13 protein-coding genes are annotated in these 13097 nt (G+C 73.4%); 10 read left to right on the top strand and 3 right to left on the bottom strand.

The features are described from left to right. Positions 1-18 precede the first annotated feature (18 nt). From PIJ49_RS09010 to sucC, 3 genes are all read right to left on the bottom strand, one after another. Positions 19-2178, bottom strand: a complete 2160-nt coding sequence (locus tag PIJ49_RS09010) for a cell division protein PerM (RefSeq protein WP_271826384.1) — start codon at positions 2176-2178, stop codon at positions 19-21. A 140-nt stretch (positions 2179-2318) separates the two neighbouring features. Further along, positions 2319-3212 carry a succinate--CoA ligase subunit alpha gene (gene sucD, locus PIJ49_RS09005; RefSeq protein ID WP_271826383.1) on the bottom strand — a complete coding sequence of 298 codons (894 nt, stop codon included), beginning with the start codon at positions 3210-3212 and terminating at the stop codon, positions 2319-2321. Between the two features lie 14 nt (positions 3213-3226). After that, complete coding sequence (gene sucC, locus PIJ49_RS09000) at positions 3227-4396, bottom strand: ADP-forming succinate--CoA ligase subunit beta (protein ID WP_066656857.1); 1170 nt, start codon at positions 4394-4396, stop codon at positions 3227-3229. Positions 4397-4692: 296 nt separating this feature from the next. Here sucC and PIJ49_RS08995 point away from each other — a divergent pair, with 296 nt between their 5' ends. The 10 genes from PIJ49_RS08995 (at position 4693) to PIJ49_RS08950 (ending at position 13084) form a co-directional block, all read left to right on the top strand. Next, positions 4693-6324 (top strand): RecQ family ATP-dependent DNA helicase, encoded by a 1632-nt coding sequence (locus tag PIJ49_RS08995; protein ID WP_271826382.1) that lies wholly within the window; start codon positions 4693-4695, stop codon positions 6322-6324. 270 nt (positions 6325-6594) lie between these two features. After that, a complete protein-coding gene (locus tag PIJ49_RS08990; RefSeq protein ID WP_066656863.1) occupies positions 6595-6888 on the top strand; it encodes a hypothetical protein in 294 nt (97 codons plus the stop codon). A gap of 50 nt (positions 6889-6938) precedes the next feature. Further along, on the top strand, positions 6939-7301 hold the full coding sequence (locus tag PIJ49_RS08985; RefSeq protein ID WP_209685331.1) for a hypothetical protein: 363 nt from the start codon (positions 6939-6941) through the stop codon (positions 7299-7301). Then, complete coding sequence (locus PIJ49_RS08980) at positions 7298-8179, top strand: oxygenase MpaB family protein (protein ID WP_271826381.1); 882 nt, start codon at positions 7298-7300, stop codon at positions 8177-8179. Before PIJ49_RS08985 ends, PIJ49_RS08980 begins: the two co-directional genes overlap by 4 nt. Positions 8180-8228: 49 nt before the next feature. Next, positions 8229-9059, top strand: coding sequence for a phosphoribosyltransferase family protein (locus tag PIJ49_RS08975; RefSeq protein ID WP_066656877.1), 831 nt, complete (start codon positions 8229-8231; stop codon positions 9057-9059). Beyond that, positions 9056-10609, top strand: a complete 1554-nt coding sequence (locus tag PIJ49_RS08970) for a nicotinate phosphoribosyltransferase (RefSeq protein WP_271826380.1) — start codon at positions 9056-9058, stop codon at positions 10607-10609. Before PIJ49_RS08975 ends, PIJ49_RS08970 begins: the two co-directional genes overlap by 4 nt. Then, positions 10606-11259, top strand: coding sequence for an NUDIX hydrolase (locus tag PIJ49_RS08965; RefSeq protein ID WP_271826379.1), 654 nt, complete (start codon positions 10606-10608; stop codon positions 11257-11259). The genes PIJ49_RS08970 and PIJ49_RS08965 overlap by 4 nt, the downstream gene beginning before the upstream one ends. Positions 11260-11277: 18 nt before the next feature. Further along, the gene (locus PIJ49_RS08960) at positions 11278-11913 is read left to right on the top strand and encodes a pyridoxal 5'-phosphate synthase (protein ID WP_271826378.1); all 636 of its coding nucleotides are present in this window, start codon (positions 11278-11280) and stop codon (positions 11911-11913) included. 242 nt (positions 11914-12155) lie between these two features. Continuing rightward, entirely contained in the window at positions 12156-12647 is a 492-nt protein-coding gene (locus PIJ49_RS08955; protein WP_271826377.1) for a GNAT family N-acetyltransferase, read from the top strand. Positions 12648-12811: 164 nt separating this feature from the next. Further along, positions 12812-13084, top strand: coding sequence for a hypothetical protein (locus PIJ49_RS08950; protein ID WP_251160922.1), 273 nt, complete (start codon positions 12812-12814; stop codon positions 13082-13084). Positions 13085-13097 lie beyond the last annotated feature (13 nt).

Here is a 13097-nt window from a genome sequence, read left to right as displayed (position 1 = left end):
GCGGCGGCGCGGCGAGCGCTACGCGTCGTGCTTCGGACGGCGCCACCAGGGCAGCTCGTCCTCGGCGATCTGGTCGGTCTGGTCCCACCGCGACCCGGAGCCCGTGGGGGCCGGTGCGGCGGATCCGGGTGCGGCGCGCTCCCCGCGGGAAGCCTCGGTGTCCGCTGCGTCCCGGGCACCGTCGGCGTCGTCGCGCCCGGCGACGAACTCCTCGGTGCTCCACGGGAACGCCGGCTGCTGTTCGGTGCCGGGGGCGTGCGGCAGCGTCTCGTCGCGCTCCGATCGCCCGGACTGCCGGGACTGCCGGGACTGCTGGGACTGCCCCGAGGGGTCGTGTGACGGGTGATGGGCCGAGCCGCCGACCCGGTCGCGCAGCTCGCCGACACGGGCGCGGACGTCACCGGCGGCGCTGCGCAGTCGGTCGCGCAGGCTGCTGGTGCCGCTCCGTGCCGGCTGCGTGCCCGGCGTCGGTGCGGGGGCGACCCGTTCCGCGGCGACGGCGTCCGTCCGGGCCCAGTCGGGCAGGGGGACGTCGTCCGGCTCGGCCGCAGGAGCACGGCCGGCCACGGGAGCACCGCCGGCCTCGGGAGCCCGGCCGGGCTCGGGCTCGGAGACCGACGCCGGAGCACGCCGGTCGGTGGACCCGCCGGCGGGCTCGTCGGTACCACGGGCATGGTCGGTCCGTGCGGCCACCGTCGGTGTCGGCGCGGGCTCGTCGTCCTCGATCGTCTCGGTCGGCTGGTCGTCCCCGCGGTGCGACCCGGTCGCGGACGCCGGGGTCGCGTGGGTCGCGGAGTCGTGCGCCTCGTGGACCCTGAACCGGTGCGTCGCAGGCACGTGGCCCGCTCCGGCCTCGTCCAGCGCCGTGACGAGCGAGCCCGCACGGGCGTCTTCGGCAGTCGCCTCGGCAGCGGCGTCCTCGGCCTCGACCCAGCGCTCACGACCCCACGACCGCTCGGGCATGCGCACCAGATCGCTTCCGACGGCCAGTGCGACCGCGGCGGGCAGCCCGACCTCGAGCGCCGCGAAGAGTCCGACGAGCAGTCCGTTCGGCCCGGCCTCGGCGAGCCGACCGGGGCCGAGCGAGCCTGAGGTCAGTCCCGTGGCGACCCCGGTCAGCACCCCCGCCACGACACCGGTGGCGACGCCCGCGAGTGCGCGGCGGAGCGGGGTGTCCTCGTGGCCCAGGGCACGGACGAGCGCGGGGCGCATGAGACCGCCGACCACGAACCCGGCGACGACGGGCACGAGCACCCCGAGCAGTCCGAAGGTGTGCCCGGACGCCGGCAGCGCGCCGAACACCGGGACACCGGGGATCGGCCCGAGCGACGTGCCGATCGGCGAGACGCTCGACCCGGTGCCGATCGCGAAGCCCGGACCGACCAGCCACGCGACCGCCCAGCCCACGAAGTCGGGCAGGAACGCGAGCTGCCCCACGGTGAGCGCGATGCCCCCGACCACGCCGGCGTGGGAGCGCTCGTACAGCGCGATGACCTCGGCGAACGAGGTGACGAGCAGGAACGCGACGACGATGCCCGCGGCGGCGACCACCACGGCGGTCACCGCGGTGCCGGCACGGAGCGCGAAGCCGGCGACGGTGCGCCACAGCGCGGGGATCCGGTCGACCTGGTCGAGCACCCGTCGTGTGAGCGGGTCGGCCGGCAGTCCCCGACGGACCCGGCACACCTCGCTCGTCGCCAGGGCGGGGACCGCGAACCAGAGCGCGGGCAGCACGACGGCCTGCCACACCACGGGGTCCGAGGCCGCCGACGTCGACGAGAGCGCGACCGCGAGCCCGAGCAACGCGACGGCGGCGGTGCCGACCAGCAGCCCGGTCGTCCGGTGCTCGGTCTCGGCGAACCGGCGACCGGCGCGCCCGCCGAGCCAGGCGGTCACGACCGCGAAGCCGAGGGCTGCGAGCGTCACGTGGATGGGGTCCGCCGCCCCGTCGACCCCGGAGGCCCCGGCGACGTCGCTGCCGAGCCGGAAGGTCACGTCGACGCCGTGGCCGACGAGCCAGACGCTGCCCGCGGCCTTCCAGAAGACGTCCCAGTCGATCTGCAGCCCGTACTCGAAGCCCCAGAGCAGGGTCAGCGGCACGAGGGCGATCCCGACGCCCACGCCGACCGTCACGATCGCCTCGACGGCGGCCAGCAGTGCGGTTCCCAGGCGGTTCATCGTGGTCAGGGTACGTGCCGTCCCGCGGTCACCGAGCGAGCCGCGCGGCACCTGTGGAGACTGGCCGACCGTCCACAGCAGGACGGGAGGCACGGTGCCCACCGGCACCGTGCCTCCCGTCCGTCGGGTCGTGCGGACCGCTACGCCGTCGCGGCGGCGACCACCTCGCGCAGCAGCGCGGCCGTCTCGGACGGCGTCTTGCCGACCTTGACGCCGGCGGCCTCGAGCGCCTGCTTCTTCGCCTCGGCGGTCCCGGCGGAACCGGAGACGATCGCGCCGGCGTGGCCCATGGTCTTGCCCTCGGGCGCGGTGAAGCCCGCGACGTAGCCGACGACCGGCTTCGTGACGTGCGCCTTGATGTAGTCGGCCGCGCGCTCCTCGGCGTCGCCGCCGATCTCGCCGATCATGACGATCGCCGTCGTCTCCGGGTCGGCCTCGAACGCGGCGAGCGCGTCGATGTGCGTCGTGCCGATGACCGGGTCGCCGCCGATGCCGATGGCGGTCGAGAAGCCCAGGTCACGCAGCTCGTACATCATCTGGTAGGTCAGGGTGCCGGACTTCGACACGAGACCGATCGGGCCCTTGCCGGTGATCGTCGCCGGGGTGATGCCGACGAGCGACTCCCCCGGGGTGATGATGCCGGGGCAGTTCGGGCCGATGATCCGGGTCTTCCCGCCCAGCGCCTTCGCGTGCGCCCAGAACTCCGCGGAGTCCTGCACGGGGATGCCCTCGGTGATGACGACGACGAGCGGGACCTCGGCGTCGATGGCCTCCATGACCGCGTCCTTCGCGAACGCCGGCGGGACGAAGACGATCGAGACGTCGGCACCGGTGGTGTCGACGGCTTCACGCACCGAGCCGAACACGGGGAGCTCGACGTCGCCGTGCGAGACGGTGGTGCCGGCCTTGCGGGCGTTCACGCCGCCGACGACCTGCGTGCCGGCCTTGAGCATGAGCGCGGTGTGCTTCGTGCCCTCGCCGCCGGTGATGCCCTGGACGATGACCTTCGAGTCCTTGTTGAGGAAGATCGACATTGCTCTGGTGCTCCTTACGCCGCGGCCGCGGCGAGCTCGGCGGCCTGCTCGGCCGCATCGTCCATGGTCTCGGCGACGGTGACGAGCGGGTGCGCCGCCTCCGCCAGGATCCGGCGACCCTCGTCCACGTTGTTGCCGTCCAGGCGCACGACGAGCGGCTTGGTCGCCGAGTCGCCGAGGATGCCGAGTGCGGCGACGATGCCGTTCGCGACGGCGTCGCAGGCGGTGATGCCGCCGAAGACGTTCACGAACACGCTCTTCACCTGCGGGTCGCCGAGGATGACGTCGAGGCCGTTCGCCATGACCTCGGCCGAGGCGCCACCGCCGATGTCGAGGAAGTTCGCGGGCTTCACGCCGCCGTGGCGCTCACCGGCGTACGCGACGACGTCGAGCGTCGACATGACGAGCCCTGCGCCGTTGCCGATGACGCCGACCTCGCCGTCGAGCTTCACGTAGTTCAGGCCGTGCTGCTTCGCCTTGGCCTCGAGCGGGTCCTCGCTCGCGGTGTCCTCGAGCTGCGCGTGACCCTCGTGGCGGAAGTCGGCGTTGTCGTCGAGCGACACCTTGCCGTCGAGGGCGAGGATCTGCCCGTCGCCGGTGCGGACCAGCGGGTTCACCTCGACGAGGGTGGCGTCCTCGCCGGCGAACACGTCGTAGAGCTTCACGAAGACGTCCGCGACCTGGTCCTGGAGCTCGGACGGGAAGTTCGCCTGGCGCGCGATGTCGAGCGCGGCCTCCTTGTTGATGCCCGTGAGCGGGTTCACCTCGACGCGCGCGAGCGCCTCGGGCTTCTCGACCGCGAGCTGCTCGATCTCCATGCCGCCCTCGACGCTGACGAGCGACAGGTACGAGCGGTTCGCCCGGTCGAGCAGCACCGAGAAGTAGAACTCCTCGGCGATGTCGGCACCCTGGGCGACCATCACGCGCTGCACGGTGTGGCCCTTGATGTCGAGGCCGAGGATCGCCTCCGCGTGCTCGTACGCCTCGTCCGGGGTCTTCGCGACCTTGACGCCGCCGGCCTTGCCGCGACCGCCGACCTTCACCTGCGCCTTGACGACGACCACGCCGCCGATCCGCTCGGCGGCCGCCCTCGCCTCTTCCGGGGTGTCGGCGGTGATGCCCTGCAGCACAGGGACGCCGTAGGACTCGAAGAGGTCCCTGGCCTGGTACTCGAAAAGATCCACGCTGTTCTTCTTCCCGCACGGTTCGTGCGATCGGCATCGGTCATCGGGTCGCGCACTCAACGTCGAGGGTCGCTCGATGTCGAGACAACGGCCGCGACCACCCTAGCGCCGCCACATGGACGGAGAGCACGTCCGTCCGGACACCGGTCGCGCCCGCTCGGCCGCGGGATGCGTCGGCACCGCGGAACGCCGGCCGGGAGGCACGCTCCACCCCCGTCTCGTCCCTCGCGGCCCCGGGTGGCCGGGGGACGCAGTCACCGGGTGGCCGGCCAGGCGGCACGGGGCACGGTCGACGGGTGCAGAAGGAACTCCGTACCCGCGCCGCCGACGTCTTCGGCTGGGACCTCCACCCCGAGCAGGAACAGGTCGTCGACGCCGTCCTCGACGGTCGCGACGCCCTGGCGCTCATGCCCACCGGCTCGGGGAAGTCCGCGATCTACCAGGTCGCCGCGCTCGCCCTGGACGGCCCGGTCGTCGTCGTCTCGCCCCTCGTGGCCCTGCAGGAGGACCAGGTCGTCGGCATCGAGGACCACCCGGACGCGCCCCGAGCCGTCACGATCAACGCCACCAGGGGCAGCCGGCAGCTCGAGGACGCGTGGGACGCCGTGGCGTCCGGCGAGGCCCGGTACGTGTTCCTGGCCCCCGAGCAACTGGCGAAGGACGAGGTCGTCGAGCGGCTGCGGGACGCCGGCGTCGCGCTCGTCACCGTCGACGAGGCGCACTGCGTGTCGAGCTGGGGGCACGACTTCCGCCCGGACTACCTGGTGCTCGGCGAGGTCGTCGAGCGCCTCGGGCGCCCGCCGGTGCTCGCGATGACCGCGACCGGGTCGACGCCCGTCCGCGCCGAGATCGTCGAGCGGCTCGGCATGCGGGACCCGCTGGTCGTCGCCACCGGCTTCGACCGGCCGAACCTGCGCTTCGAGGTCGCCCGGCACGCCGACGACGAGTCGAAGCGCGAGGCGGTCGTGGAGCAGGTCGTCGGACTCAAGGGGGTCGGCATCGTCTACGTCGCCACCCGCGCCGAGACCCTGGTGTACGCGGACGAACTCGTGGAGAGCGGTCGCCGGGCGAAGGCGTACCACGCGGGCCTCCGCGTGCGGGACCGCGAGCGGGTCCACCACGAGTTCCTCGACGGCGAGCTCGACGTCGTCGTCGCCACCAGCGCGTTCGGCATGGGGATCGACAAGCCGGACGTGCGCTTCGTCGTGCACGCCGACGTCCCCGAGTCGGTCGACGCCTACTACCAGGAGGTGGGCCGTGCCGGCCGCGACGGCGACGTCGGCCTCGCCACGATGCACTACCGCGCCGAGGACCTCGGCCTCCGACGCTTCTTCGCGTCCGGGTCGCCGCGCCCGGCCACCCTCCGTGCCGTGTTCGACGCCGTCCCCGCCGAGGGCTCGGTGGCCCGTTCCGAGCTCGCCGAACGCTCCGGGCTCGCCGCTCGCACCGCGGGCCGCGCCGCCAACGCCCTCGTCGACGCGGGCGCGCTCGACGACGGTGAGGACGGTCTCACCCGTCGACCGGACGGCCCCCGCGACGCCGAGGCGGCAGCGGGGCTGGCGAAGGCGCAGGCGAAGGAGCGCGAGGAGATCGAGGAGTCGCGCATCGCGATGATGCGCCGGTTCGCCGAGACCTCGGGCTGCCGCCGGCAGTTCCTGCTCGGGTACTTCGGTGACGAGCTCGCCGAGCCGTGCGGCAACTGCGACACGTGCACGGCCGGGACCGCCCAGGACGCGGACGCCCACGGTGCCGACGGTGCGAACGACGACGCCTGGCCCCCGGAGTCGCCCGTCGAGCACGCGCAGTGGGGTCGAGGGACGGTGATGAGCACGGAGGACGACCGGTTGACGGTGTTCTTCGAGTCCGTCGGCTACAAGACCCTCGGGCTGGCCGACGTCGAGGAACGGCACCTGCTCGAACGCGTCTGACGCGCCGGCGTCGGAGCCGGGGTGGGGAAGGCGCGGTCGCTCGACCACCCGTCGGCGACCGCGCTCCACTCCCCCGAGCACGGCGAGTGTGACCCGCGATCATGGACCGCAGGTGACGCCGAGGTGAACGGGACGCGAAACCGGACGAGGGGTGCGCAGACCGGACGACCACAGACCGGACGACCGGTCAGGCGGACGGCGTACACAGGAAGGCCCGACGGCCCCGGCGACCCGCTCCGGAGCCCGACCCTCCCACGGAAGGACTGCACCATGAGCGACCCCGGCATCAGCCCCGTCGACGACTTCGACGCCCAGGAGCGCCGCACCGACGACCTGGACCGCGAGCACGTGGGTCCGTACGAGGTCGACGAGTCCGAGGAGTCCCTCGAGACCGTCACGAACGACGCCGTCGCCGGCGAGACCGTCGAGCCCCAGCCGGGCGACGGAACCGACGACGGCCCCACCGGTGGCGCTCCGCGCGAGGGCTCGCCCGACCTGTGGGAGCACGACGACGACACCGAGCGTCCGGACCTCGGCGGCGACCTCGGCACGAAGCCGCTCTGAGCACCACACCCGCACGACCCCCACGGAGCACGGCCCAGTACGATCGGGCCGTGCTCCGTGGCGTCCGCGACCGTGTCCGTGCGACGCCCGCGCTGGCCCGGCTCCTCTCGCTGGCGTCCCTGCTGCTCGTCGCCGCGGCGGCGCACTCGGGTGCCCGGAGCGGCGGGGTCGCCTGGCTTCCGCTGCTCGTCGCGGGTGTCGTGCTCGCCCTGGTCACCGGCGCGACGGCGCACCGGTGGCCCCTGCCGGCCATCTGGCTGGTCGTGACACTGCTGGCGGCTGCGGGCGGCACACTCGTGAGCGTCGCGTGGCTGGTCGGCGCACTGATCGGCGGCGCAGTGGCCCTGGCCGCAGCCCTGTTCCTCGACACCGCAGCGCTGCGGCGGGCACGGCGATCCGGGACACGCCCGTGACGCGACGGCCGGGAGGCTCGTCCCACCCCCGCCCCGCCGGCCACGGCGACCGAACGGCGGACGGACGCGGTGCGACGGGCGGACCACGGGCCTCCCGTCCGGCACACGGTCACGTCGCCGACCGCGACCTGCGTCGGTGGCTGGCGGACAGCACACCCGTCGCGGCCGGTGGCCGCGCCATCCTGCTGCAGATCGCGGACCCGGTCGTCGCAGCCGGGGTCCGACGGCACTCCGACTTCGCCCGCCGACCGCAGCAGCGGCTGGCCCACACCCTGATGTTCGTGTACGCCGTCGTGATCGGGACCGAGACCGACGCTGCCGTGGCGACCGCGTTCGTCGACCGGGCGCACCGACCGGTCGAGGGCGCCGACGACGTCGACCGGCAGCGGTGGGTGGCGGCGACCCTGTTCGACTCCGCACGACGGGCACACGAGCTGTTCGGCGACCCCCTGTCGCCCGACGACGCCGAGCGTGTCCTGGCGGCCTACGCCCCGATCGCGACGTCCCTGCGCGTGCCCGCCGACGGTTGGTTCGCCTCGGTGGCCTCCTTCGACGTGTACTGGGGTGCGACCCTGCCCTCCCTGCACGTCACCGACGACGCGCGCGGGATCGTGCGCGACCTCCTGCACCCCCGCTTCGCACCGCTGTGGGTCCGCACCGCGATGCCGCTCGTCCGCATCGTCACCGTCGGCATGCTGCCGGACGCCCTGCGGACCGCGTACGGCTTCGCGTGGGGGCCGCGCGAGCAGCGGCGCTTCCGGCGGACCGTCGCGCTCGTCCGGTGCGTGCGGAGCCTCGTGCCGGGGTGGGCGCTCCGACTCCCGGGGCCGCTGCTGCTGCGGGCCATGCACCGGATCGCCGCGCGGTACGCCCACTGATCCCGACAATTTCTTGTCATGTCGACAAGAACGGTGGTACGGTCGGAGCATGGCAGTCGAACTCAGCACCTGGGACGCCCAGGGCACACCGACGACACCGACGTTCTCCACGATGCGGTTCCCCGCGGGCGAGGCACACGTCAAGGTCCGGGACGACGCCGACGCGGGGGCGACCACCGAGATCGCGACCCTGCGCGGCACCGGCGGCGACGACCTGGTGATGCTCGGCATGTGGGCGGACGCGGTCCGACAGCGCGGGGCACGCTCGGTGGCGCTCGTCCCGTACCTGCCCGGAGCGCGGCAGGACCGCGGACTCCCCTTCGGCGCGAAGGTCTACGCGGACGTCCTGAACGGCTTCGCCATCGACCAGGTGATCGCCTTCGACCCCCACTCGCCCGTCATCGTCGGGCTGGTCGAGCGCCTCACCGTGGTGCCGAGCGAGCGGGTCGTGCACGACGCGGTCCTCGCCGGGTCCGACTACAGCGGCATCATCGCCCCGGACAAGGGCGCGGTCGCCCGGGCGGCGCTCGTCGCCGAGGCAGCCGGTCTCCCCCTGTTCCGCGCCGAGAAGCACCGCAACCCGGACACCGGCAAGCTCGACGGGTTCTCGTGCGAGCCGCTCCCCGAGACCGGTCGGCTGCTCGTCGTCGACGACATCTGCGACGGCGGCGGCACCTTCGCGGGCCTCGCCGGCTCGACCGGCCTGCCGGCGGAGCGCCTGGGCCTCTGGGTCTCGCACGGCGTCTTCTCCGGACGGGCCCCGCAGCTCGCCGAGCACTTCGGCGAGATCGTCACCACCGACAGCTACCCCGCACAGCAGGACGTCCCGGGCCTCCGCACCGTCCCGCTCAGCCCGTACCTCACGAAGGAGATCCGATGACGACCACGACGGGCCTCGAGCCCCGCACCACCACCGCGAGTCCGATCGCCCCGCTGCTGGCGGTCGACGGGTACAAGCACTCGCACCGGCAGGTCTACCCCGAGGGCACGACCCGGATCCTGATCAACTGGACGAACCGCTCGAACGCGCACATGCCCGAGTCGACCCACGCGGTGGTCTTCGGGCTGCAGGCGTTCGTGCAGCGGTACCTGGTCGAGGCGTGGGCGCCGTTCTTCGCCGCCGACGAGGACGAGGTCGCGCGGTTGTTCGAGCAGGCACTGCAGGGCTACTTCGGCCCGAACCACATCGGTGTCGACCACGTCCGCGCCCTGCACCGCCTCGGGTACCTCCCGCTCGAGATCCGGGCGCTCCCCGAGGGCACCCTCGCCCCGATCGGCGTCGCGACGCTGACGGTCGAGAACACCCTCGACGACTTCTTCTGGCTGCCGAACTACATCGAGACCGCCCTGTCGGCGTCGATCTGGCACCCCTCGACCGTCGCGACGAAGGCGCTCGAGTACCGGGACCTCATGGAGGAGTGGGCCGAGCGCACCGGCGCCGACCCGGCGAGCATCGACTTCGCCGCCCACGACTTCTCGTTCCGCGGGCAGACGAGCATCGAGTCCGCCGCCGCGGGCGGTGCCGGACACCTGCTGTCGTTCCTCGGCACCGACTCGATGCCGTCGCTCGACTTCATCGACCGCTACTACCCGGGCGACAACGGCTGGGTGGCGGCCAGCGTCCCCGCCACCGAGCACAGCGTGATGTGCGTCCGCGGCGCCGACGGCGAGCTCGAGACGTTCGCGCAGATCCTCGACGTGTACCCGACCGGCATCGTCTCGGCGGTGAGCGACGGCTTCGACCTGTTCAAGGTGATCACCGAGACGCTCCCGCAGCTCGAGGACCGCATCACGGCCCGCGACGGCAAGCTCGTCATCCGCCCGGACTCCGGCGACCCGGTCGACATCGTCACCGGCACCGTGCACGGCGTCGACCAGGCAGCGCTGACCGACCCGTCGCGCAGCCACGAGGAGAAGGGCGTCGTCGAGCTCCTCGACGAGCTGTTCGGGCACACCGTCAACGAGCGGGGCTTCAAGGTGCTCGACCAGCACATCGGCGTCATCTACGGCGACAGCATCACGCTCGACCGTGCCCGTCGCATCTACGAGCGCCTCGCCGCGAAGGGCTACGCGAGCGACAACGTCGTGCTCGGCATCGGGTCGTACACGTACCAGTACATGACGCGCGACAACCTCGGCAGCGCCGTGAAGGCCACGTGGGCCCTCGTCGACGGGCAGCCGGTCGACATCCAGAAGGACCCGAAGACCGGCAGCGGCAAGAAGAGCGCGAAGGGCCGCATCGCCCTGCACCGCGACGACACCGGCGAGATCCGCCAGACCGACGAGGCCACCGCCGAGGACGAGGCGACCAGCCTGCTCCAGCCCGTCTGGGTCGACGGCCGCTTCCGGGTGCACCAGTCGTTCGCCGACGTGCGCGAGACGCTCCGCACCGAACGCGCCGCCCGCGCGGCCCGCTGGGCGTCGGTGTGACCGACGCCCACACGGCGACCCGCGACCAGCCGCTCATCGCGATCGACGTCGTCCCGGTGTCGTTCACGGTGACGGAGGGTCTGCGGGTCGCCACCGCGCGCCGGGCGTACGACCCGTACGCCGGCCGGGAGGCGCTGCCCGGCGTGCTCCTGGACGCTGCGGAACGCCTCGCCGACGGTGCACGGCGCGCCCTGCGCACCAAGGCCGCCATCGGCACCGGGGCGGTGCGGCACCTCGCACAGGTCGGTGCGTTCGACGGCCCGTCCCGCGACCCGCGGGAGACCGCGATCAGCATCGCGTTCGCGGCGGTCGTGGCACCGGCGGTGGACGGCGGGCCCGTGGTGTGGAGGTCGACCGACGGGGGCGACCTGGGCCTCCCGTTCGACCACGACACGATCGTGCGGGCCGCCCTCGTCCAGGTGCGCACCCGGCTCTGGCGGGACGTCCCGATGACACGCGCCCTGCTCGGTGACGTCTTCCCGACGAGTGCGGCGGCAGTACTCCACGCGGCGCTCCACGGGACCGCCCCGGATGCCGGCAACCTCAACCGTGCACTCCGGACGAACCCCGCGCTCGTCCGGACCGATGCCTCCCCGACGTCCACCGGCCGGGGCGGTCGTCCCCCGGCGACCTGGACGTGGACCGACTGAGCACGGTTGGGTGGAGGCATGTCCAGTTCGCTCTCCGGTGACGACTCCTTGCACCTGCCCGAGTTCGACGCGCCGCCCGCGTCCCCGTTCGACGTCGCCCGAGCCTGGCTCGACGGCGCCGCGGAGCGCGAGGTGTCCGAGCCGATGTCGATGACCCTCGCGACCGCCGGCACCGACGGGCGGGTGTCCGCCCGCACCGTCGACGTGAAGCGGCTCGACGACCGCGGGCTGGTGTTCGGCACCTCGACCCTGAGCCCGAAGGGACGGCAGCTGGCGGACAACCCGCACGCGGCGCTGCAGGTGTACTGGCGCGAGAGCATGCAGCAGCTGCGCTTCGAGGGCCGGGCCGTGCAGCTGTCCGACGAGGAGTCCGACGCGCTGTTCGCCGACCGCTCGCCGAAGTCACGCGCCGCCACCGCGATCGCCGACCAGTCGGACGTGCTCGAACCGCGCACGCTGCAGGACCTGATCGACGACGCGAACGTGCTGCTCGACGAGAGCGACGACGACGTGCCGCGCCCGGAGGGCTGGGTGGCGTGGCGGCTCGAGCCCGACGTGGTGGAGTTCTGGCAGGGCAGCCGCGACCGGATGCACCGGCGGCTGCAGTACGTCCGCGCCAGCGACGGCTGGGACGTGGCGCGGCTGCAGCCGTAGCGCTGCGCGGTCGGCGCGGTGCCGCGGGGTCGCGGTGCCGCGGGGTCGCGGTGCCGCGGGGCGGCGCTGCGTTCCGCACAACCGGGAGCACCTCGCGCCACGGAACCCCACGGCGCGACGTGCTCCGCGTTGTGCAGCGGCACGTCGAACCAGGACTCCGACATCGAACCAGCCGCCGGTGCTGGTTCGACGTCGGGAACGTGGCTCGACGCCGACGGCAGGGCCAGCGGTACCGTCGTCGGATGGGGACCACGCACGCGCTCACCGTCCGACCGGCCGACGTGCGAGACGCCGACGCGATCGCCGCCGTGCACGTGCAGGCGTGGCGCGAGGCCTACGCCCACCTCCTGCCGGCGGAGTTCCTCGCGGCCCTCGACGTCGATGCCCGCGCGGCACGATGGCGCGGGATCATCGCCGAGCCCGGTGTCGACGTGCTCGTCGCCACCGTCGGCGACGCGATCGTCGGCTGGGCGTCCGCGGGGCCCGGTCGCGGCGAGGCCCCGCGGGACCGCGAGCTCGAGGGCATCTACGTCCTCGCCGCGCAGCACGGAGCGGGCGTCGGACAGGCGTTGCTCGACGCCGCGATCGGCACCGCGCCCGCGTTCCTCTGGGTCGCCGACGGCAACGCGCGCGCCGAGGCCTTCTACCGCCGGAACGGCTTCGAGCGGGACGGCACCGTCAAGCACGAACCGATCGGCCCGCACGGGCTCGATGCGGTCCGGATGGTGCGCTGACCTCCCGCCCTCGACCGCGGCGCGGCTCGATCAGCACGCGGGCTGAGCGCCGGGTGGTCATCGTCCAGAGATCACCTGCGAGTGCGAAATCTGGAACATCACATGCTGTTCCCTGGACTCAGGAGCGCCGGACCAGCCGCCGCTCCCCGATCCCAGGAGGAACCATGACCACCTCGAAGCACCTGCTCGCCACCGCCGTCGCCACCTGCGCGCTGGGCGCAGCCCTCGTCGGCGGGACGTCCGTCGCGAACGCCGCGCCCGCGACACCGACCGACCCCGCTGCGAGCACGACGAGCGCCCCGGCTGCCGCCGCACAGGACCCCGGAGCGGGCGGCATCGCGGTCTCGCGCAACGCCGACGGCACGGAGGACGTCCGACCCATGACCGACGAGGAGCGCTCGGAGATGGACGGGAAGTGGTCCCCCGTGGATCGCTGAGCTGACCGGGTGC

It is taken from the genome of Curtobacterium uvaldense (assembly GCF_028307415.1).
GTDB lineage: Bacteria > Actinomycetota > Actinomycetes > Actinomycetales > Microbacteriaceae > Curtobacterium.
Note: the sequence above shows the minus strand (reverse complement) of the source record. Positions and strands in the feature narration are given on the sequence as shown.